The sequence below is a fragment of the Streptomyces sp. NPDC086519 genome (assembly GCF_040686075.1).
Lineage (GTDB): Bacteria > Actinomycetota > Actinomycetes > Streptomycetales > Streptomycetaceae > Streptomyces > Streptomyces shenzhenensis.
On the sequence record NZ_JBFBJL010000023.1, the window covers coordinates 133,505 to 154,707 of the forward strand.

The window sequence follows — 21,203 nt, forward strand, 5'->3', positions numbered from 1 at the left end:
TGACGTTCCTTCCGGGAGCCCGCCGGTGGCGTGCGGCGGACGGCTCAGGCGGGGCGGATCATGCCCTCCTGGACCACGGTGGCCAGGTGGCGGTGGTCGCGGGTGAAGAAGCGGCCGCTGCCCAGTCCCCGGCCCGCGTCGGCGGCCACCGCCTCCTGGGCGTAGAGGAGCCAGTCGCCGGCCGGCGCGGGACGGTGGAACCACATCGCGTGGTCGAGGCTGGCGGTGACCAGGCCGGGGTCGGCCCAGGCGAGGCCGAGGACCCGCAGGACGGGTTCGAGGATGGTGTAGTCGCAGACGTAGGCGAGGGCGGCGAGGTCGCGCTGGGCGTCCGTGAGCCCCTCGACGGGGCGCAGCGCGTCGAACGGCCGCAGCCAGACGGCCTGGTGGGGCGCCCGGTCGCCGTCGACGGTGAGGTAGACGGGGCCGGGTACGTGGCGCATGTCGAAACCGCGGCCGCCGCTCCAGTAGGCCTTGGACTCGGCGGTCATGGTGCCGCCGGTGCGGCCGGTGAGGTACTGCGCCGCACCGGGCAGGGTCTCGGGGTCGGGTACGTCGGCGACGAGCTCGGCGTGGAAGGCCGCACCGGGCTCCCCCGCGGCGAAGTTGGCGAGGCAGACGTAGAGCACCTTGCCGTTCTGGTAGCCGCGCACCTGGCGGGTGCTGTATCCGCGGCCGTCGCGCAGCACCTCCACCTCGTAGCGGACCTCGGCACCGATGTCGGCCGGGCGCAGGAAGTAGCTGTGCATGGAGTGCAGCGTCTTCCCGTCGGTCACCGAGCGCATCGCCGCGGCGGCGGCCTGGGCGACCAGGTCGCCGCCGTAGGCCTTGGGCCAGGGGCAGGGCTGGGTGGTGGCGGTGAAGGCGAGGTCGAAGTGGTCGGGCGGGGCGGGCTTCAGAGTGAGGGCCGCGGTGACGATCGCGGAGGTCGGGGCCGCCGGGGCGGCCGAGCCGGTCGCGGCGGCGGTCATCGGCTCAGCCAGTCGCGCAGCTCGGTGTCGGCCACGTCGGGCAGGTTCACCACGATGTTCTCCGGGGTCCGGGTGGTCATCCACACCAGCGGTTCGGTCCGGGAGAGGTTGCACTCGACGTGCGGCATGAAGGGCGGCACGAAGACCCAGTCGCCCTCCTCCATGTCGAAGTAGTCCTCGAACTTCTCGCCGAAGTAGATCCGGGCCCGGCCCGACAGGACGTAGCCGCCCGTCTCGGCCTCGCCGTGGTGGTGGGAGACCGAGCGGTAGCCGGGCTCGTTGCTGACCTTGCCGTACCACAGGCGGCGCGCCGGGGTGTGCCGGGCGCTGACGCCCGACACGCGGACGGCGCCGCCGGAGTCGGCGGTGTTGACGTCTTCCTGGCCGGCCCGTGTCACGACCGGGGCGACGAGGCCGCTGGGCAGCCGGTACATCGCGTTGTCGCCCTCAAGCCGGTACTTGCCGAGGTCAGGCTCCATGGAATCGACTCCGTTTCCGTGGGCTCGCCGGGGTCCGGGCCGGACCGCGCGCTCTATCTCGTATTTTTCACGGTCGTCATTTATTGTCAATACGACCGGCCGTGCGGCCGGCGCCGGACCCCACCGAACCGGAGGCCTCATGACTCCCGTCGCCGTGAACCCGCCCGCCCTGCCCGCCCCGAGCGGCTACTCGCACGGCACCCTCGCCGGGAACACGCTCCACCTGGGCGGCCAGACCGCGCTCGACGCCGATATGAAGATCGTTCCGGGGGGCATCGTCGAGCAGTTCCGCCAGGCGTTCGGCAATCTGCTGACCACGCTGCGGGCGGCCGGGGGTGAGCCGCGGGATCTGGTGAGCGTGACGATCTACCTCACCGACATTCCCGACTACCAGGCCCACGGCAAGGAGATCGGCAGGGTGTGGCGGGAACTGGCGGGGCCGGTGTACCCGGCGATGGCGGGCATCGGCTGCACCGCGCTCTGGCAGCCGGAGGCGATGATCGAGATCCTCGGCGTGGCCGTGATCCCGCAGGAGCGCCTGATCAGGCCCTGAGGGTGCCCTGAGGGGCGTGTATGACCGCCAGGGCATGGGCGCGGGCGGGCTCGCGCAGTGTCTTGTCGAGCTCCTCGAAGAGCGCGCCGGCGGTTTCGCCCATCCAGTCCGGCGGCAGCAGGGACAGCGGCAGCCCGGGGTCGCGGTACGGCAGCCGGCGCCACTCGGTGAGCATCGGCAGGTAGATCCCGAACGCCTCCCGGGCAGGGATCGCGGCCGCCGCCGCGCGCTCGCTCACCGGCCGGTACCGCTCCAGGAAGCCCGCGTAGAGCGCGGTGAGTTCATCCAGGTCCCACCACGTGCGGACCTTCGCCGACAGGTCGCCGTAAGCGAAGTGGTCGCCGGTGAAGATGTCCACGTACGGCGTCAGTCCGAGGCGCTGCAGAGTGCGGCGGGTCTCGTCGGCCAGGATGCCGGGCGCCACCCACACGCCGGGGGCCGCGGTGCCGAAGCCGAGGCGGGTCAGGGCGGTGCGCAGGGCGTGGCGCTTGTCGCGTTCGGACTCGGGCACGGAGAACACGACGACGAGCCAGCCGTCGCCCGCGGTGGCCCGGTTCCGCTCGAATATGCGCGTGTCGCCGTCTTCGAGCACCTCCAGCGTGCCGTCACAGACGGCGTACCCGGCGGCGCCCTCGTGGCGCTCGCCGCGCAGCACCCCGCGCCGCTTCAGCCGGGAGACGGCCGAGCGCACGGCCTGTCCCTCCACACCGAGGTCGGCCATCAGGCGTATCACGGAGGCGACCGAGAGCCAGTTGCGCTCGCCGCGCGCGTACAGCGCGAAGAGGGTGATGATCAGCGGGCCCAGCCGGCTGTCCCGGCCGCCCGCGCCGACGGCGGACGGCGGCTCGACGTGTGCTGTCATGCCCACCCACCTCCGGCCGATGTCACCCTTCTGATCGCGTAGCAGCCTATCGCGCGTGCGAAGGCCGCACCGGCGGTGCCGGCCGCCGCCCCGGGCGGCACGGACGAGCGGTCCGGCCGAGCGCGGGAGACTGCGAGGCGCCCGACCCGGGCATCGTATTCACCTGCGCCGCTGTTCTCTCTGGTACCTCTGATAGGTCTGTTACCTCCGGTGCCCCAGATGCCTCTGGCGCCTCCGTCGTCTCTGTTGGGGAGTCCGACATGACCACACCCCGGGACCTGTTCCTCGTCACCGTGTACGACGCCGCCGCCCGGCCCGTCGCACAGGGCGACCTCTCGCTGGCGCTCGCGGGAGCCGAGCTGGTCGATCTCATCGACGCCGGGGCGGCCACGCTCGACGGCGACCTCATCGTGCCCGCCGCGGCGGGCGGGGCGGGTGACCGGCTCCTCGACGAGGCGGTGGCGGCACTGCGGCGCCAGACGCCGTACGAGTCGGTCGAGGACTGGCTGTGGCGGCGGGGGCGCGGCCTGGGCGCGGCCTATCTCGACGCCCTGGAGGCGGACGGGACGGTCGCCCGGCAGCGGCGGCGCTGGCTGCCGCTGCCCACCGGGCGGACCGAGCCGGCCGACTCGCCCGAGCGCGTCCGGGCACACGAACGCTGGACGTCCGGCGAGCCCGTGCTCGCCGCCCTCGCGGCCGCCGTCGGGATCCCGGAGGAGGCGGCGAAGGACCTCACGGGTGCGGCCCCGGACGCGACCGTGACGGTGGTGACCGCGGTCAACGACGCCGTTACGGAGCTCGCCGCGGTACGGCAGCGCCGCGAGATCGAGAACGCGGCCTTCGACAACGTGTGGCGCGGCCTGTGACGGCCGCCGCCCGCGACTGACCCGCCCACTCCCGTCGCCGGCCGGTGGGCGGCCGGTGCCCCGGCGGCCGTCTGCTCGCGCAGCCGCCGGACGGCGCCGCGCGCCCGGCCGGGGCTGACCGGCACCCTCCTCACGGCCCTGCCCGCGGTCGACGCGCGCACCAAGGCCCGGACCCTGCTGGGCGAAGGGTGCCGTCTCTCACTTGAGGCCGCTGAGCAGCACGCCCCTGATGTAGTGCTTCTGCAGCAGCAGGAAGAGGACCAGCACCGGCAGGACGCTCAGCACCAGGCCGGCCATGACGATGGGCAGCGTCCGGGTCGGGTCGACGTAGTCCTGGAGGAACTGGATGCCGACGGGCAGGGTCATCACGGCCGGGTTGGCGGTCGAGACGAGCAGGGCCCAGATGTACTCGTTCCAGGCGTCGACGAAGGTGAGCAGGCCGAGGGTGACCAGGACCGGCTTGGTCTGCGGGACGACGATCCGCCACCACACGGCGAACTCGCCGCAGCCGTCGATGCGCGCGGCCTCCAGGACCTCGTCCGGGATCGAGACCATGAACTGGCGGGTCAGGAAGATCCCGAAGCTGCTGACGAGGAACGGCATGGCGAGCGCCAGGATGCTGACGGTCAGTCCCGCGCCGCCGCGCCCCAGCAGGTCGTTGCCGCCCGCCAGCGGCCAGTGCACCAGGATCAGGAAGTGCGGGATGAAGAAGAGGAACGGCGGGAACATCATCGTGGACAGCACGAGCCGGAAGACGAGGTCCCGGCCGGGGAACCGGAGTTTGGCGAGCGCGTAGCCCGCGAGCGACGACGTGAGCAGCACCGAACCGGTGATCATGCCCGTGGCGAGGACGCTGTTGCGGAAGAGCACCGGCAGATCGAGCTGGTGGATCGCCGCCCGGTAGTTGGACAGGTCGAAGGCCCTGGGCAGGAACCGGTAGGGCAGCGTGCCGGCCTCGTCCGGCCCCTTGAAGGACGTCATCAGCATGTCGGCGAACGGCACCACGGTGAGCACCGCGCCGGTGCCGACCAGCAGATACGACAGCCACGGGAAACGGCGTCGGATCACGCGTCCTCCCCCTTGCGCCGGAAGAGCCACAACTGCGCCAGCGTGACCGCGAGGACCACCACGAACAGCACGAAGGCGGCGGCGCTCGCGGTGCCCCAGTCGCCGTAGGAGAAGGCCTGCCGGTACATCTCAAGGGCGGCCACGTCGGTCGCGTCGCCAGGTCCGCCCTTGGTCATCACGATGATCAGGGCGAAGGACTGCAGGCCGGTGAGGAACTGGGTGACGCACACGAACAGCAGGGACGGCCGCAGCAGCGGCAGCGTGATCCGCCAGAAGACGGTCACGGACCCGGCGCCGTCGAGCGCGGCGGCCTCGTAGTAGGACCCGGGGATGGACTTCAGCCCGGCGGTCAGGACGAGGATCGCCGAGCCGACGGAGGCCCAGGCCTGGACGACCACCACCGCGGGCAGCGCGGTGTCCGGGTCCTGGAGGAACGCCACCGAACCGAGCCCGACGGCGTTGAGGACGCCGTTGACGAGGCCGCCCGGCTGGTACATGTACTTCCAGACGTTGCCGACGGCGACGACGGTCGTGACGATCGGCAGGAAGTACAGGGTGCGCCACAGGCCCTGGAACCGCAGCTTGTCGATGCAGGTGGCGACGAGCACCGACCCGGCGAGCGCGAGGACCACGGTGCCCAGGGCGAAGAGCAGCGTGTTGGTGAGGATCGGTGTCAGGAACGCCGAGCCGTCGGCGAACAGGCCGGCGAAGTTGTCCAGGCCGACAGGGTCGATGTCGCCGAGGTCGAACCCGGCCCAGCGGGACGTCGACAGCAGCACCGCGAAGCCGAGCGGCAGGGCGAGGAAGACGGCGTAGAACAGCAGCGTCGGCGCCAGGAAGAGGTAGGCGACGAGGGCCTGGCGGCGTCGGCGGCGGGCGCGGACGCGGACTCCGGGAGCGGCGGAGCCGTCGCGCGCCGCCCGTTCGGTCGGCTCCGGCGCCAGGGTGGCGTTCACCATGACCGCGACACCTCCTGGTCGACCTGGCGGCGGGTGGAGCGCAGGGCTTCGTCGACCGTCTGCTGTCCGGTCCACAGGGCCTCGATGTTCTTGCGCAGCAGCGACTTGGCCTGCTGGGCGCCCGGCACGTTCGGTTCGGGTACGGCGTACGCCAGCGCGTCCAGGAACGGGCGCAGGTTGGGGTCGCCGCCCGCGCCGAGAAGCGTGCGCATGTCGTCGGCGCGGCCGGTGAGGGAGCCGACCGACGTCTGCAGGGCGCTCATCCGGCTCGTGCCGCACACCTTCTCGGCGTTGAGCCAGCGCAGGAACTCCCAGGCCTCGCGCGGGTGTTCGCTGGCGGTGTTGACGCCGAGCATGAAGCCGGTGGAGAGCGTGGCACGCCTGCCGGCCGCCTCGGGGAGGGGCACGGGCGCGACGCCGACCTCCCGGTAGGCCGTGCCCATCAGCGCTTTCAGGTTCGCGGTCCACCAGCCGGCGCTGATCACCATGGCCACCTGCCCGGAGGCGAAGGCCTGGTAGACGTTGACGCCGGGGGCGCTGGCGCCCTTGTCGACGAGGCGGCGTTCCAGGTCGAACACGGCGCGGCCGGCCGGCGAGTCGATGGCGGTGCGCCTGCCGTCCGCCGAGACGAACCGGCCGCCGGCGGCGTTGAGCAGGGCGAGGGTCTGGCCGACGGTCGTGGAGTCGTCGAAGGTCGACAGGCCGAACCCCTGGACCAGGGTGTTGCCGTACCGGTCCTGGCGAGCGATGCGGTACGCGGCCTCCTCCAGCTCCGGCCAGGTGCGCGGCGGGCCGTCGACGCCTGCCGCGCGCAGCAGCCGCCTGTTGTAGTAGAGGGCGTACGTCTGCATCTCGGTGGGGTAGCCGTAGACCTTGCCCGCGACCGAGGCGGAGCCGACGGCGGCGGCGCCGTAACCGCGGCTGATCTCCTCGGCGTGCTCGGGCGGCGCCGGCCGCAGCACTCCGGCCCGCACCAGCTGGCCGTTCCACAGGCAGTACGGGTGCAGGATGTCCGTGCCCTGGCCCGCGGCCTGCCGGACCATGAAGGTGGTCAGCAGGTCGGTGAACTCGACGGCCTTCGTCCGTACCTTGACCCGGTCGTGCAGGGCGTTCCACTCGTCCACCGGCCCCTGGAGAGCCTTCTTGAGCTCGCCGCTCGCGTAGTGGGAGAGCAGGGTGAGCACGATCGGGTCGCCGGGCCGTCCGGTGCCCCGGTGCGGGGCGGCGCAGCCGGCGGCGAGCAGCGCCGAGGAGAGCCCGAGGGCGAAGTGACGCCGGCTCGGTGACGGTGTCACCGGGCGGCCTCCCGGCGCAGCACCCGGAACACCCGGGTCGTGGTGAAGCCGCTCTTGCGGTAGAGGTGGCCCGCCGGGGACTGCGCGCCGGTCCACAGGAACCACGCGGAGTGCGCCCGCAGCGCCCGCATCCGCTCCAGGACCAGATGCAGCAGGACTTCGCCGAGGCCGGTGCCGCGCATCTCCTCCAGGACGCCGATCGGGCCGAACCGCTCGTCCACCGAGTCGAACGCGCCGTGCATCGCCCAGCCGACCATGCGGCCCCCCGGGTCGCGGGCCACGACGATCCGGTCGAGCGGTGTGCCCGCGGTCAGACACGCCCGGATCGTGCACGCCCAGTCCGGCCCGAAGTGGCCCCCGGCGAGGGCGAACAGGTCCACCAGATCGTCGTCGGCCGGGGTGCCGAACCGGTAGCCCCGCCCGGTGAGCCGGTCCACCCGGAGCACGATGTCGTCCGGGAGCCGGTAGCCGACCAGGACGCGGTCCATCGCCGCCGCCTCGTACAGGGTGCGGAAACCGAGGGAGTCGAGAAGGCCCGCCGCCTGCGGGTAGGCCTCGGCGTCCAGGCCGGGGAAGACGTAGTTCGGTGTGTACGAGGAGAAGTCCACCCGGGTACGGCCATGGCCGTGCAGCCAGTCGAGGGCCTCGGTCAGCAGCCGGCGGCCCAGGCCGCGCCCGCGGGCGTCCGGGTGGACGAAGAAGAACGGGATCCAGCCCTGCTCCGGTTCCAGGTCGGTGCCGGCCATCGGGGTCAGCCGGCGCACCGCGTAGGCGGCGCCGACGACCCGGTCGCCGTCCACGGCGACCCGCAGCCCCTCCGGGTCGAAATTGGGGTCGAACAGCACCAGGGAGCGGAAGCGGTCGGGGGTGATGGGGTCGGCCGGGGCGCTGCGCCGCCACGCCGCCACGACCTGCGGTCCGTCACCCGCGCGAAACCCGCGGATCCCGGCCCGGGTCGTCGTCGTGCGGGTCGTGAGATCGGTCATCGACGGGGGTGTCCTTCCGAGCGGTGCGGCGGGAATCGAGGGGGCATCGGCGGGTGTGAGAGGCAGTGCGCGGCGGGTCTCAGGGGTAGAGCAGCGCGTCGTCGCCGGCCCAGCGGCCGGGCGGGGACGGCGGGTCGCACAGGGGCAGCGGGTCGTCGCCCGCGTCGACGGCGCGCCGCAGCCGGTCGGACCCCCACAGCAGGTCGACGAAGTGCCGGTGGCCGGTGCCCTCGGCGCCGCCGTCCGCGGTGTGCCAGGCGAAGTCGTCCGGGTAGAGCCGCCGTAGCGTGGCGAGCATCGCGACGGCGGTGCGCACGGGTGCGAACGCCGCGCGGTCGGTGAGGTGGAGCTGGACCCCGCGCAGCCGCCGTCCGGCGTGTTTGTGGAAGGCCGGTACGAACCACAGGTCGCGGAAGTGCACGCCGGGCAGGGCGAGTTCGGCGAGCGCGGGGGCGAATCGGGCGTCGAGGTACGGGGCGCCGACGATCTCGAAGGGCTGGGTGGTGCCGCGGCCCTCCGAGAGGTTGGTGCCCTCGAAGAGGCAGGTGCCCGGGTACACGGCGGCGGTGGTGGCGGTCGGGATGTTCGGCGAGGGCGCGATCCAGGGCAGCCCGGTGGCGGCGGCGTCCATGGCGCGCCGCCAGCCGAGGGCCTCGATCACCGTCAGGCCAGCCGCGCGGCCCGCCGCCCGGGGCACGGCCGAGGCGTTCAGCCACCGGGCGAGTTCGCCGCAGGTGAGGCCGTGCCGGAGGGGGATCGGGGCGCGCCCGACGAAGCCGGCCCACGCGGGTTCGAGCAGCGGGCCCTCGCTGACGAGTCCGCCGAGCGGATTGGGCCGGTCGGCGACCACGAAGCGGATGCCGATGCGGGCGGCCGAGACCATCAGGTCGAACATGGTCCACACGTAGGTGTAGCAGCGGGCCCCGATGTCCTGCAGGTCGTAGACCAGGGCGTCGACACCGCTGCCGATCAGCATTTTGTCCAGTCGCTCGCCCTCGCGACGGTAGGTGTCGTGGACCGGCAGACCGGTGCCGGGGTCGGTCCGGGCGGACTCGCTCTCGCCGGCCTGGCCGGTCCCGTGCAGTCCGTGTTCGGGACCGAAGAGGGCGGCCAGGGGCGCGCCGGCCGCGAGCAGCGCGGGTGCGGCCGGACGCAGGCCGGGCAGGACACCGGTGTGGTTGGTCACCAGCCCGAAGCGGCCGGGCCCGGCGAGTTCGGGCGCCGCGTGCAGCCGGGCGATCCCGGTCGTCACCGTGACGCGGTCGTCCGTGCTCATCCCTTGCCCCGTCCGCCGGTGACACCTCTCCCAAGCAACGGTCAGGAATTTACTCTTATGTCTCGCAATTCCGGCAATGAATCGCCGACGGCCCACGCACCCCTGGCGTCACCCGCTCACGAGCGCCCACCATGTGATCAACTGCCTTCGCTGTTCCCTCACTTGCCACCTGAGCCGCACACCGGGGAGCGAGTACTCCCCCGGCCCGCTCCCGGTCCGGCGCCGGGGAGTACCGGCGACGGGCACGGAGGGTTCTTGCGGTCCTCACCCCCGCTTCAGGACTTCGCGACCCGCATCACACCCGGACCCCCTTGATCGATCATTCACCTGGCGGTTTACCATATGAGCGCCACTCAGCTCGATCGAGAGATTCAGGTCTGTGACTGCCAACGAGGACTCGTTCATCAACTGGAAGAACCGTGAGGAGATCGCTGAGTCGATGATCCCGCTCATCGGGAAGCTGCACCGGGAGCGGGACGTGACGGTCCTCCTCCACAGCCGCTCCCTGGTGAACAAGTCGGTGGTCAGCATCCTCAAGACGCACCGCTTCGCCCGCCAGATCGACGGTGCCGAGCTGTCGGTCACCGAGACGATGCCGTTCCTGCAGGCGCTCACCACGCTCGACCTCGGTCCCTCCCAGATCGACATCGGCATGCTCGCCGCGACCTACAAGGCCGATGACCGGGGCCTGAGCGTGACGGCGTTCACCGCGGAGGCGGTCGCCGGGGCCACCGGCGCCAACAAGATCGACCGCCGGGAGCCGCGGGACGTCGTGCTGTACGGCTTCGGCCGCATCGGCCGCCTGGTCGCCCGGCTGCTCATCGAGAAGGCCGGCTCGGGCAACGGTCTGCGGCTGCGGGCCATCGTGGTGCGGGGCGCGGGCGGCGAGGACATCGTCAAGCGCGCCTCGCTGCTGCGCCGCGACTCCATCCACGGCCAGTTCCAGGGCACGATCACCGTGGACGAGGAGACCAGCACGATCCTCGCCAACGGCAACGAGATCAAGGTGATCTACGCCGACGACCCGAGTGCCGTGGACTACACGGAGTACGGCATCCGGAACGCCATCCTCATCGACAACACGGGCAAGTGGCGGGACCGCGAGGGCCTGTCCAAGCATCTGCGCCCCGGTATCGAGAAGGTCGTCCTGACCGCGCCGGGCAAGGGCGACGTCCCGAACATCGTGCACGGCGTCAACCACGACACCGTCAAACCGGACGAGCAGATCCTGTCCTGCGCGTCCTGCACCACCAACGCGATCGTGCCGCCGCTGAAGGCGATGGCCGACGAGTACGGGGTGCTGCGCGGGCACGTGGAGACCGTGCACTCGTTCACCAACGACCAGAACCTGCTGGACAACTACCACAAGTCCGAGCGCCGGGGCCGGTCCGCGCCGCTCAACATGGTCATCACCGAGACGGGCGCCGCCTCCGCCGTGGCGAAGGCGCTGCCGGACCTGAAGGCCCGGATCACCGGCAGCTCGATCCGGGTTCCGGTGCCGGACGTGTCGATCGCGATCCTCAACCTCCAGCTGGCCCGCGAGGCCTCCCGCGAGGAGGTCCTCGACTACCTCCGTGAGGTGTCGCTGACCTCGCCGCTGAAGCGGCAGATCGACTTCATCACCGCCCCGGACGCGGTCTCCAGCGACTTCATCGGCTCGCGCCACGCGTCGATCGTCGACGCCGGCGCGCTGAAGGTGGAGGGCGACAACGCGATCCTCTACCTCTGGTACGACAACGAGTTCGGCTACTCCTGCCAGGTGGTCCGGGTCGTCCAGTACGTCTCCGGCGTCGAGTACCCGACGTTCCCGGCCACGGCGGTCTGACACCCCCGCCTTCAGGCAGCCCGGCCCCCTGTGCCCGCAGGGAGCCGGGCTGTCCGCGCTCTTGACGCGATCACGGCCCGATGGCAGCTTTTTATCGATACAAACGGCGCCCCGCCACAGCCGACCTCGCGAACGACGTTCGCTATTTCGAACAACACTTCCGGACAGGAGTGCCCACGTGCCCACCGCCACCGCGATCGTCAACCTCGACATCGAGGGACCGACGATCAGCCGTCATCTCTACGGCCACTTCGCCGAGCACCTCGGCCGCTGCGTCTACGGCGGTTTCTGGGTCGGTGAGGACTCCCCGGTCCCGAACGAGGGCGGCATCCGCCTCGACGTGGTGGCAGCCCTACGCGCGCTGAACATCCCCAACCTGCGCTGGCCTGGCGGCTGCTTCGCCGACGAGTACCACTGGCGGGACGGCATCGGCCCCCGCGACCAGCGCCCCCGGATGGTCAACACGCACTGGGGCAACGTCGAGGAGAACAACCACTTCGGCACCCACGAGTTCATGGCCCTGTGCGAACTCCTCGGCGCCGAGCCCTACATCAGCGGCAACGTCGGCTCGGGCACCGTCCGCGAGATGAGCGAGTGGGTGGAGTACCTCACCCGGGACGGCGACAGCCCGATGGTCAGGCTGCGCAAGGAGAACGGCCGCGAGGAGCCGTGGCGGGTGACGTACTGGGGCATCGGCAACGAGACCTGGGGCTGCGGCGGCAACATGCGCGCCGAGTACTCCGCCGACCTGGCCCGCCAGTACGCCACCTACTGCCGCGACCACGGCGACAACAAGCTCTACCGGATCGCCTCGGGCGCCTCCGACGCCGACTACAAGTGGACCGAGACCCTGATGCAGCAGATCAGCTGCTTCGGCTGCGAGGCCACCCCGAAGAACTTCTTCCAGGGCATCTCCGTCCACTACTACACGCTCTCCGGCCCCTGGGAGGCCAAGGGCAGCGCCACCGGCTTCGGCACGGACGACTACTACCGCACGATGGTGTCGGCCCACCGCATCGACCGCATCCTCACCGGCCACTCCGCGGTCATGGACGTCTACGACCCGGGACGCACCGTCGGCCTCGTCCTGGACGAGTGGGGCACCTGGTGGGACGTGGAACCCGGCACCGACCCGGGCTTCCTCTTCCAGCAGAACACCCTGCGCGACGCACTGGTGGCGAGCACCCACTTCGACATCTTCCACAAGCACGCGGCCCGCCTGCACATGGCCAACATCGCCCAGACCGTCAACGTCCTCCAGGCCATGCTCCTCACCGACGGCGACGCCCTGGTCCTGACCCCGACCTACCACGTCTTCGAGATGAACAAGGGCCACCAGGACGCCACCTCACTCACCGTGCACCTGCGCGGCGACGGCCTCCGGCGCCGGGTGGGGGACGCGGAGCTGGAGACGGTCTCCGCCTCGGCCAGTGTCAAGGACGGCACCGTCCTGATCTCGCTGAGCAACCTGCACGCCGAGGAACCGGCCGAGGTCACCCTCGACCTGCGGGGCGGCACCCTCGGCGAGCCGGCCGCCCGGATCCTCACGGCCGACAGGCTCCAGGCCCACAACACCCCCGAGGCGCCGACGGCCGTCTCCCCCAGGGCGTTCGACGGCGTGTCCGTGACCGGCGGCGGACTGCGGCTCACCCTCCCGCCCCACTCGTTCGTCACGGTCCAGGCCCCCCTGGACCGGCGCTGACCCGCAGGAGTACGCACATGACCCGACCCGCACGTCCGCTGCCCGCCCGCCACCTGCGTCCGCCGATGGGCTGGAACAGCTGGGACTGCTACGGCACGACCGTCACCGAGGAGGAGGTCCTCGCCAACGCGGAGTTCATGCGCGAGCACCTGCTGCCGCACGGCTGGGACACCGTCGTCGTCGACATCCAGTGGTACGAGCCGACCGCCCGCGCCCACGGCTACAACCCCGATGCCCCGCTCGTCCTCGACGGCCACGGCCGCCAGCTCCCCGCACCCAACAGGTTCCCCTCCGCCGCGGGCGGGGCGGGCTTCGGACCGCTGGCCGCCCGGGTGCACGCCATGGGCCTGCGGTTCGGGCTGCACATCATGCGGGGCATCCCGCGACGCGCGGTCGAGGCCCGACTGCCCGTGCTCGGAACGGAGTTCACGGCCGCCGACGTGGCCGACACCGGCTCCGTGTGCCCCTGGAACTCCGACAACTACGGCCTGGACCACGACCATCCCGGCGCCCAGGCCTACTACGACGCCCAGGTCGCCCAGTTCGCCGCCTGGGGCGTGGACTTCGTCAAGGCCGACGACATGCTCTTCCCGTACCACGAGCGGGACATCGCCGCCTACGCGCGGGCCGTCGGACGCAGCGGGCGGGCCATCGAGCTGAGCCTGTCCCCCGGCACCGACATGTCCCTCGCCCGTCTGGATCATCTGCGGGAGCACGCGGCCATGTGGCGGGTCTGCGACGACCTGTGGGACCGCTGGGAGGACGTCGAGGCGCAGTTCGCACGGATGGCCCGCTGGGCACCCTGGCAGGGCGAGCAGGGCTGGGCGGACGCCGACATGCTGCCGCTCGGTCACATCGGGATCCGCGCCGAGCGCGGCGCGGACCGCCAGTGCGCCCTCACCCACCCCGAACAGGTCAGCCTCCTCACCCTCTGGCTGATCTCCCGTTCCCCGCTGATGATGGGCGGCGACCTGCCCACCTCCGCGCCAAAGACCATCGCGCTGCTCACCAACGACGAGGCCCTCGACGTGCTGTGGCACAGCACCGGCAACCGGGAGGTACTGCGGGAGCGGGACCTGGTGCTGTGGACCGCCCAGGACACCGACGGGCACACCCGGTACGCGGCGGTGTTCTCGCTGGCCGACGAGGAGCGGCGCTTCGAGGTGCCGCTGGGGTCCGTCGGAGCCACCTCCCACGACCGTGTCCGGGAGCTGTGGACCCACGCCGACACCGCGCACGACGGCCGGCGACTGGCCGCCGTGCTGCCCGCCCACGGCGCCGCCCTCTATCGTCTTGCCGACAGCCGGCGGGAGTGAGTATGGCGACGATCCAGGACGTGGCGAAGGCCGCCGGGGTGTCGGCGATGACCGTCTCCAACGTGATCAACGGGCACCCCAACGTCCGCCCGGCCACCCGGGACCGTGTCCTGGAGGCGATGGACCGGCTCGGCTACCGGGTCAACGTGGCCGCCCGCAACCTGCGCAAGGGCCGGACCGGGACCATCGGCCTGGCCGTCCCCGAGATCAACCGCCCCTACTACGGCCGGCTGGCCGCCTCGATCATCGCGGCGGCCGCCCGGCACGGCCTGCGGGTGAGCATCGAGCAGACCGGCGCCCGCCGGGAGAACGAGCTGGCGGCCCTGTCCCTGTCCCGCAACCGGCTCTACGACGGCCTCATCCTCAGCACGGTCGGCATGGGGCCGGCCGATGTCGGCGCGCTCGACGTCGACCATCCGGTGGTGATCCTCGGCGAGCGGATCTTCGGCGGGCCCGTCGACCATGTCGCCATGCCGAACGAGGCCGCCTCACAGGCCGCGACACGCCATCTCGTCGAGCGGCGCTGCCGGCGGATCGCCATCGTGTGCGGGCGGCTGGGCGGCGAGGCCGACGTGTCCAGCCTGCGGCACGCCGGGTATCTGCGGGCGCTCGCGGCAGCGGGGCTGCCGGCGGACCCGGAGCTGGTGGTGACCGCCGCGTCCCTCACCATGCGCGAGGCCGCCCGCGCCGTCCGGGAGCGGATGGCGGACGGCCCCGGCTTCGACGGGGTGTTCTGTGTGACGGACACCGTGGCCATGGGTGTGCTGCGCGCGCTCGCCGACGCCGGGGTCCGGGTGCCGGACCAGGTCAAGGTGATCGGCTTCGACAACGTCGACGAGAGCGCGTACCTCGTCCCCTCCCTGTCCACCGTCGACCCGGACCACGACCTGATGGCCGACCGCGCGGTCGCCCTGCTGGCGGCCCGCATCGACGGGGGCGGGCCGGAGCGGGAACGGGAGGAGTTCACCGGTCCGTTCCGGCTGGTGGTGCGGGAGTCCACGGGTGGCTGACCCGGCGGCGCCGGTGCGCTGTCAGACCAGGTGGGCGAAGACCACCAGGTTCTCGGTGTAGTCCTTGGCGTCGTGGTCGTAGTCGCCCGCGCAGGTGATCAGGCGTACCTCGGGGCGGCGGGTGTCCGCGTAGACACGGTCGCTGGGGAAGTCGTCCTTGGCGAAGGTGTCGGCGTCGTCGACCACGAAGTTCGCGTCCCTGCCGTCGGCCCGGCTCACCGTGAAGCGGTCGCCGCGCTCCAGTTCGTCCAGCCTGGCGAAGACCGCCGCCCCCGTCGTGGTGTCGACGTGGCCCGCGATGATCGCGGTGCCCGCCTCGCCCGGCGCCGCGCCCCTGGAGTACCAGCCGACGAGGTTGGTGTTGTCGGCCGGCGGGGGGTCGAGCTGGCCCGTGGAGCCCATGGTGAGGACGGTGAAGGGGGCGTCGACGGCGATCTTCGGGATGAGCAGGCGGGTGGGCGCGGACCGCGGCAGCGCCGCGCCGGACCGGCGCGGATCGGCCGAGGGGGCGGCGTCCGTACCCACGGGCCGTCCGGTGCCGTTGGCGTCGGAGCCGCCCGGGCGTCCGCCGATCAGCGCCACGGCCAGGAGCAGGACGGCGATGCCCCACACGGGCAGCCGTCCGCCGCGCGAGGGGCTGCCGGGGCCGCTTCGGCCGTCCGGCCCGTCGGGGTTCGGGGTGGGGCCAGCTGCCATCGGAGGTCACCTTTCTGGAGCACGGCAGCGGGAGGGCGGGCTACGGAGGTCGCGGTGCCGACGGCGTGCGGAGCGCCGACGGCACCGCGGCCTCCGTAATGCGCAGGCCCATCAGGACACGGGCCCGGTGACTCTCCTGCGCCGCAGCGCGTAGGCGCCGGTGGCCGCCACGCCGAGGACGGCCAGCCCGCCGGCGGTGACACCGGGCGTGGCGAGGCCGCCGCCACCGGTGTGCATGCCGCCGTGCGGCCGGTCGCTCTCCTGGTCGTCTCCCCACGACGAGCCGCCCTCGTCCTTCCCCTTGCCTCCCTGGTCCTGCTTGCCTCCCTGGTCTCCCTTGCCTCCCTGGTCGTCCTGGCCCTTGTAGGTCTCCGGGTCGAACCTGCTGTCGCTGTTGCTGTTGCTGTTGCTGTTGGAAGAGCCGTCACGGCCTCCGTCCGCCGCGACCGCGGCCTGGGCCACGGGGGCGGAGAACGCGAGGACCGCGGTGGCAGCCGTCGCCGCGAGGATCATGCGGGCAGAACGCATCTCGATGTCCTTCCGCCGCGGCCGGGCGCCGATACTCCATCAGCTGTAACGACCCGGCCCCGACATGAACCACCGTCAGCCAGCCCCGCGGCGCGCACCATCCAGACCGCCCATCCGTGGTGCCGACACGCCCAACACCGCCCGGCTGGGTCAATCCGGAACGCGGGCGCACCGCCATTCGGACGGTCGTGGGCCCGCCGTCGGCGTGTCGCCGCAGGACGGGGCCACCGGGGAGTCAGTAGCCGACGTGGAAGGTGGCGTCGGCCTGGTCCGCGCTCGTCGAGATGGGGTCGATGCGCAGTACGTAGTCGGAGTGGCGGATGTAGCGCGTCGGGTAGTTGTACGAGCGGAACGAGGACCACGAGGAGTCGGCGAGACCGGCCGTCCGGTAGAAGGTGGCGTCCTGGGCGAACGTGGTGGTGCTGTCGTTCTCGTCGAGTCGCAGCTGGTAGTCGTAGTGGCGCAGGTAGCGGGTGGGGTAGTTCACCGACTGGAAGGACACGCCGGCGCTGTCGGCGAGACCGGGGACCAGCTTCCACATGCCGTCGGTGTACGGGTCGAAGGCGTACGCGTCGATCCGGCCGATGAAGTTGCTGTGCCGGACGTATCTGGCCGGGTAGTTGTAGGACTTCAGCCGGTTCCAGGCGGGGGTGCCCCACTGGGCGACGAGGTTGTTGTACTCGGCCGAGGTGATGGGCTGGATGCCGCAGTGCTTGGAGTTGAGCGGCTGGGTGTAGGTCCTCTGGTCGAGGGCGGTCCAGGTGCCGGCGGACAGGTCGCTGGTCTGCCAGGCGTAGAAGACGCCGTTGGGGTCCCAGGTGTCGCCCCAGAGGTACCAGGTGGAGCCGGAGGTGAGGGACCTGACCAGTTCCGGGGCCTCGGTGCCGTTGTGCGAGACGGCCGTGCTGAACTCGGTGAAACTGCCTGGGTCCAGTGAGGTGGAGCGGGCGCCGACGAGCGTCGAGTTCTTCTTGAAGTACAGGTAGTTGACGCCGTTGACGCCGACCGCGAGGTCGCCGTCGATGACGTCGTAGCCGGGGTCGAAGAAGACCTGGGGCTGGCCGGCGGTGACGAAGTCGCCGGTGTAGTTGATCATGATGACGTTGTGGCCGCTGCTGTCGACGGCGGAGTAGATGACGCCGTACGTGCCGCGTCCGGCGTCCCAGAAGGCCTCGGGCGCCCAGGCGTGGGTGTTCATGTCGTGCAGCTTCATCCGCCGGTAGCCGGTGAAGGTGCGCAGGTCGGTGGAGTCCCAGACGTGGATGTACTGGCTGACGTAGCTCCAGTCGGTGCCGTACAGGTCGGTGGCGAGCACCACGAAGGTGCCGTCCTGCTTGCGCAGGATGAAGGGGTCGCGCAGGCCGAGGGAGCCCGCGGTGGGGGTGGCGACGGGGTCGTTCTGGTTGAGCGGGGTCCACTGGAGGCCGTCGGTGCTGACGGCCAGGTGCAGGCCGTAGTTGGCGGCGAGCATGTCGGGGGACTCGGTGAAGTAGCACATCACGTAGGCCGAGTTGGTGGCCGCGTGCGCGGGTTGGGCACCGAGGGCGAGGGCACCGGTGGCGGCGAGGGGGAGGGTCGCGGCCGCACCGAGGAAGTGACGGCGGGACAGGGGGGTACCGTTCATGCGCGCTCCAGACGAGGGGGGATGTCCGGGATTTCGGACGCGGTTCGGAAGACCGATCAGAAACTAGGGGGACGCGTGGGGCGCGTCAATGCTTGCGTAACAAGGGAGTTACTGAGAATTGACTGTGTGCACCGGGAGAGCGAGGGCCGCCGGACGCAGCCCGGGAGCCGTGACGGTGAGCGTGAGCGGTCCGTCCCGGGGCCGCGGCTCGTGATCGCTGTCGCCCGTATCCTGGTGGGCGTGGTCGGCTGCGGCGAGGGTCCGGGTGCGGCGGCCGCCCGGCTCACCGGGCGGCCGGTTTCCGGCGAGCGTGCGCGGTCGGGCGCTCTGACGGAGGTGACGTTCGCGGGCGGTCCCGCGGTCATGGTCAAGCGCGGCGACGGCCCCGGGGCGGTGCGGGCCGAGGTGGCCGGGCTGCGCTGGCTGGCCGCCGCCCGGGCGGTGCCGGTGCCGGAGGTGCTCGGGCACGACGAGCGGTGGATGGTGACCGAACTGGTCCCCACCGGGCGCCCGGACCCCGAGGCGGCGACCCGTTTCGGGCGCGCGCTGGCCGCCCTGCACGCGGCGGGCGCCCCGGCTTTCGGGGCCGCCTCGCCGGACGGCCCGCGCGACGCCTGGATCGGTCTCGCCCCGATGCGCAACGAACCCGGCACCGACTGGCCGCACTGGTACGCCGAGCACCGGGTGCTGCCCTATCTGCGCGAAGCCGTCGACCAGGGGTGTCTGCGTCCCGGCGAGGCCGCCGTGGTCGAGCGGGTCTGCGAGCGGCTGCCGGAACTCGCGGGGCCGCCCGAACCGCCCGCCCGGCTGCACGGCGACCTGTGGAGCGGCAATGTCCTGTGGGGCGCCGACGGCAGGGTCCGGCTGATCGACCCGGCCGCGCACGGCGGGCACCGGGAGACCGACCTCGCGATGCTCCGCCTCTTCGGCTGCCCGTATCTGGACCGGATCGTGAAGAGTTATCAGGAGGCGGCTCCGCTGGCCGACGGCTGGGCGGAACGGATCGGCCTGCATCAGTTGTTCCCCCTGCTGGTGCATGCCGCGCTCTTCGGACGGAGTTATGCCGAACGGGCTTTGGCGACATCCCGGAATTACACGGACATGTGATGCCACCACTCACCGGGGCGGGAATGTGAAATCGGCCACGTGCGAGAGCGATTCGCCGTTTCTCCCTTAACAAGCTCTTAATTCGGGCTGAGATTACGCAGAGTAAGGAAACCAACCACGCGTTCGAATCGTATAAGTGCATGGAAGAACGAAACAGGGAGAGACCATGCAACCGTTCACGCTCAACTACGCACGCCCCGCAGTGCAGTTGGACGTCACCACTCCGTACGCGTATGACTCCGGACTGCAGTTGAACGTTCTCCACGATGGCCGGATCGCAGCCACCGATCACGCAACGCTCAGAGCCCTGGGAACCACGACTTCCACGGCGGGCTCCAAGACGCACTTCGACGACTGATCGCGGACCTTCACGATGACCGTGCTCATCCTGACCAGTGACGAGGACGTGACGGCGGACATGGTGGTCCTCCGGCTGCACGAGGCCGGAGTGCCCGTCGTCCGCCTCGATCCTGCCGATCTGACCAGCGGTGTGGCCCTGTCGGGCGAGTTCGTGCAGGGCGTCAGCCGCGGACATCTGTCCGTGAACGGTCGCCTGGTGAGCGTCAACGGCCTGCGCTCCATCTGGGTGCGCAGGCCGGGGGCGGCGGCCGCCCGGGCCGCGCAGCCGTCGGCCTGGCTGACCGAGGAGTCCGCGCAGGCGCTGTACGGCATGCTGCGCGGGACCGAGGCGCGCTGGATGAACCATCCGGACGCGGCCCGCCAGGCCCGCCACAAGCCGTGGCAGCTGCGGCTGGCCCAGCGCAGCGGGCTCGCCGTGCCCGCGACGCTGATCACCACCTTTCCGCAGGCGGCCCGGGAGTTCGCGGAGCGGTTCCCGGACCTCGTGGTCAAGCCGGTGTCGGGCGCGCATCCGCAGGAGCCGCCGCGGGCGGTGCCGACCAGCCGGGTGGCGCCGGACACCGACTTCGCGGCGGTGGCGTTCGGCCCGACGCTGTTGCAGCGGCGGGTCGCCAAGCGGGCCGACATCCGGCTGACGGTGGTCGGCGAGCGGCTGCTGGCGGCCCGCAAGCCGGTGAGCCCGGACGCCCACCCCGACGACGTGGACGTCCGGTTCACGCCGTCCGACTCTCCCTGGCGGGAGGCGGAGGTGCCGCCGCGTGTGGCCGAGGCCGTCCGCACGTACATGAAGGATGCCGGGCTGGCTTACGGTGCCTTCGACTTCGCGGAGGACGCGGACGGCATCTGGTGGTTCCTGGAGTGCAACCAGTCGGGCCAGTTCGGGTTCGTCGAGATGGACACCGGTCAGCCGATCGCCGAGGCCATCGCCGGATGGCTGGCGCACGGCACCGACCGGTGCCGGTCCTATGCCGGCGGCGGGCGGAGTGCGACGTCTTGACGGGCCGGGCGACGATGTGGAGCCGGGCGGGGAGAAAGGAACGGGAGATGCGCATCGGACTGCTGGGCACCGGGCCCTGGGCGCGGGCGGCGTACGCCCCCGCGCTGGCGGGGCACGGTTCGCTGGACTTCGTCGGGGTGTGGGGCCGCCGCCCCGAGGCCGCCGCGGAACTGGCCGGGGAGTACGGCGTCCGAACCTACGCCGACGTGGACGCGCTGCTCGGCGATGTGGACGCGGTGGCCGTGGCGCTGCCGCCGGTCGTCCAGGCGGAACTGGCGGTGCGGGCCGCGGCGGCCGGCCGGCATCTGCTGCTGGACAAGCCGCTCGCGCTCGGCGTCGCCGAGGGGCGGGCGGTGACGGAGGCGGCCGAGCGGGCCGGGGTCGCCTCCGTGGTGTTCTTCACCACCCGGTTCCAGCGGGAACCGGAGGCGTGGATCGGTGAACAGGCGGCGACGGCGGGGTGGTTCACGGCCCGGGCGCACTGGCTGGGTTCCTTGTTCACCGGAGAGAGCCCGTTCGCCGACTCGCCGTGGCGGCGGGAGAAGGGCGCGCTGTGGGACGTGGGTCCGCACGCCCTGTCCGTGCTGCTGCCGGTCCTGGGCGATGTCCGGCGGGTGTCGGCCGCCGTGGCCCCTCGGCCGGCTCAACCTCTTCGACGGGCTCACCCTCGACCTCGGCACCCTGCCCTCCCGCTTCCGGCACGTCCTCGTCCTGCCGCAGTAC

Annotated in this window: 21 protein-coding genes; 10 read left to right on the forward strand and 11 right to left on the reverse strand. The window is 71.8% G+C overall.

Annotation, left to right across the window (positions count from 1 at the left end):
• Window positions 1-44 precede the first annotated feature (44 nt).
• Together AB0P24_RS22905 and AB0P24_RS22910 are read right to left on the reverse strand one after the other, a co-directional pair.
• Window positions 45-971 carry an acyl-CoA thioesterase domain-containing protein gene (locus tag AB0P24_RS22905; RefSeq protein ID WP_365796785.1) on the reverse strand — a complete coding sequence of 309 codons (927 nt, stop codon included), beginning with the start codon at window positions 969-971 and terminating at the stop codon, window positions 45-47.
• Entirely contained in the window at window positions 968-1,450 is a 483-nt protein-coding gene (locus tag AB0P24_RS22910; protein ID WP_365796787.1) for a cupin domain-containing protein, read from the reverse strand. Before AB0P24_RS22910 ends, AB0P24_RS22905 begins: the two co-directional genes overlap by 4 nt.
• Before the next feature lie 139 nt (window positions 1,451-1,589).
• Here AB0P24_RS22910 and AB0P24_RS22915 point away from each other — a divergent pair, with 139 nt between their 5' ends.
• A complete protein-coding gene (locus AB0P24_RS22915; RefSeq protein ID WP_234538451.1) occupies window positions 1,590-2,003 on the forward strand; it encodes a RidA family protein in 414 nt (137 codons plus the stop codon).
• Here AB0P24_RS22915 and AB0P24_RS22920 read toward each other — a convergent pair.
• Window positions 1,993-2,865 carry a PaaX family transcriptional regulator C-terminal domain-containing protein gene (locus AB0P24_RS22920; protein ID WP_365796790.1) on the reverse strand — a complete coding sequence of 291 codons (873 nt, stop codon included), beginning with the start codon at window positions 2,863-2,865 and terminating at the stop codon, window positions 1,993-1,995. The genes AB0P24_RS22915 and AB0P24_RS22920 overlap by 11 nt on opposite strands.
• 260 nt (window positions 2,866-3,125) lie before the next feature.
• On the opposite strand from AB0P24_RS22920, the gene AB0P24_RS22925 reads away from it, so the two are divergent.
• Entirely contained in the window at window positions 3,126-3,731 is a 606-nt protein-coding gene (locus AB0P24_RS22925) for a GPP34 family phosphoprotein (protein ID WP_365796792.1), read from the forward strand.
• A gap of 198 nt (window positions 3,732-3,929) precedes the next feature.
• Here the strand turns inward: AB0P24_RS22925 and AB0P24_RS22930 are convergent, their stop codons facing one another.
• The 5 genes from AB0P24_RS22930 to AB0P24_RS22950 form a co-directional block, all read right to left on the reverse strand.
• Window positions 3,930-4,799: a carbohydrate ABC transporter permease gene (locus AB0P24_RS22930; RefSeq protein WP_365796794.1), complete on the reverse strand. Its 870-nt coding sequence runs from the start codon at window positions 4,797-4,799 to the stop codon at window positions 3,930-3,932.
• A complete protein-coding gene (locus tag AB0P24_RS22935; RefSeq protein WP_365796796.1) occupies window positions 4,796-5,758 on the reverse strand; it encodes a sugar ABC transporter permease in 963 nt (320 codons plus the stop codon). The genes AB0P24_RS22930 and AB0P24_RS22935 overlap by 4 nt, the downstream gene beginning before the upstream one ends.
• The gene (locus AB0P24_RS22940; RefSeq protein WP_365796798.1) at window positions 5,752-7,053 is read right to left on the reverse strand and encodes an ABC transporter substrate-binding protein; all 1,302 of its coding nucleotides are present in this window, start codon (window positions 7,051-7,053) and stop codon (window positions 5,752-5,754) included. The genes AB0P24_RS22935 and AB0P24_RS22940 overlap by 7 nt, the downstream gene beginning before the upstream one ends.
• Window positions 7,050-8,039 (reverse strand): GNAT family N-acetyltransferase, encoded by a 990-nt coding sequence (locus AB0P24_RS22945; RefSeq protein ID WP_365796800.1) that lies wholly within the window; start codon window positions 8,037-8,039, stop codon window positions 7,050-7,052. The genes AB0P24_RS22940 and AB0P24_RS22945 overlap by 4 nt, the downstream gene beginning before the upstream one ends.
• Before the next feature lie 79 nt (window positions 8,040-8,118).
• Window positions 8,119-9,315, reverse strand: a complete 1,197-nt coding sequence (locus AB0P24_RS22950) for a DUF1343 domain-containing protein (RefSeq protein ID WP_365796802.1) — start codon at window positions 9,313-9,315, stop codon at window positions 8,119-8,121.
• 379 nt (window positions 9,316-9,694) lie between these two features.
• Between AB0P24_RS22950 and AB0P24_RS22955 the strand changes: the two genes are divergently transcribed.
• The 4 genes from AB0P24_RS22955 (at window position 9,695) to AB0P24_RS22970 (ending at window position 15,168) form a co-directional block, all read left to right on the forward strand.
• Entirely contained in the window at window positions 9,695-11,140 is a 1,446-nt protein-coding gene (locus AB0P24_RS22955; RefSeq protein ID WP_365796804.1) for a glyceraldehyde-3-phosphate dehydrogenase, read from the forward strand.
• Window positions 11,141-11,318: 178 nt separating this feature from the next.
• The gene (locus AB0P24_RS22960) at window positions 11,319-12,842 is read left to right on the forward strand and encodes an alpha-L-arabinofuranosidase C-terminal domain-containing protein (RefSeq protein WP_365796806.1); all 1,524 of its coding nucleotides are present in this window, start codon (window positions 11,319-11,321) and stop codon (window positions 12,840-12,842) included.
• A 17-nt stretch (window positions 12,843-12,859) separates the two neighbouring features.
• Window positions 12,860-14,158, forward strand: a complete 1,299-nt coding sequence (locus AB0P24_RS22965) for an alpha-galactosidase (protein WP_365796808.1) — start codon at window positions 12,860-12,862, stop codon at window positions 14,156-14,158.
• 2 nt (window positions 14,159-14,160) lie between these two features.
• Window positions 14,161-15,168 carry a LacI family DNA-binding transcriptional regulator gene (locus AB0P24_RS22970; RefSeq protein WP_365796810.1) on the forward strand — a complete coding sequence of 336 codons (1,008 nt, stop codon included), beginning with the start codon at window positions 14,161-14,163 and terminating at the stop codon, window positions 15,166-15,168.
• A gap of 21 nt (window positions 15,169-15,189) precedes the next feature.
• On the opposite strand, the gene AB0P24_RS22975 is transcribed toward AB0P24_RS22970, so the two are convergent.
• The 3 genes from AB0P24_RS22975 to AB0P24_RS22985 form a co-directional block, all read right to left on the reverse strand.
• A complete protein-coding gene (locus tag AB0P24_RS22975; protein ID WP_365796812.1) occupies window positions 15,190-15,864 on the reverse strand; it encodes a class F sortase in 675 nt (224 codons plus the stop codon).
• 111 nt (window positions 15,865-15,975) lie between these two features.
• Window positions 15,976-16,392: a hypothetical protein gene (locus AB0P24_RS22980; protein ID WP_365796814.1), complete on the reverse strand. Its 417-nt coding sequence runs from the start codon at window positions 16,390-16,392 to the stop codon at window positions 15,976-15,978.
• A gap of 235 nt (window positions 16,393-16,627) precedes the next feature.
• Window positions 16,628-18,016: a glycoside hydrolase family 43 protein gene (locus AB0P24_RS22985; RefSeq protein ID WP_365796816.1), complete on the reverse strand. Its 1,389-nt coding sequence runs from the start codon at window positions 18,014-18,016 to the stop codon at window positions 16,628-16,630.
• A gap of 213 nt (window positions 18,017-18,229) precedes the next feature.
• Here AB0P24_RS22985 and AB0P24_RS22990 point away from each other — a divergent pair, with 213 nt between their 5' ends.
• From AB0P24_RS22990 to AB0P24_RS23005, 4 genes are all read left to right on the forward strand, one after another.
• Window positions 18,230-19,123 (forward strand): fructosamine kinase family protein, encoded by an 894-nt coding sequence (locus AB0P24_RS22990; RefSeq protein ID WP_365796836.1) that lies wholly within the window; start codon window positions 18,230-18,232, stop codon window positions 19,121-19,123.
• Window positions 19,124-19,289: 166 nt separating this feature from the next.
• Window positions 19,290-19,481, forward strand: coding sequence for a putative ATP-grasp-modified RiPP (gene tgmA / locus AB0P24_RS22995; RefSeq protein ID WP_365796818.1), 192 nt, complete (start codon window positions 19,290-19,292; stop codon window positions 19,479-19,481).
• Between the two features lie 15 nt (window positions 19,482-19,496).
• A complete protein-coding gene (tgmB, locus tag AB0P24_RS23000) occupies window positions 19,497-20,480 on the forward strand; it encodes an ATP-grasp ribosomal peptide maturase (RefSeq protein WP_365796820.1) in 984 nt (327 codons plus the stop codon).
• A 47-nt stretch (window positions 20,481-20,527) separates the two neighbouring features.
• Window positions 20,528-21,203, forward strand: a 676-nt coding sequence (locus AB0P24_RS23005; RefSeq protein WP_365796822.1) for a Gfo/Idh/MocA family oxidoreductase, incomplete at its 3' end; no start/stop codon positions are given.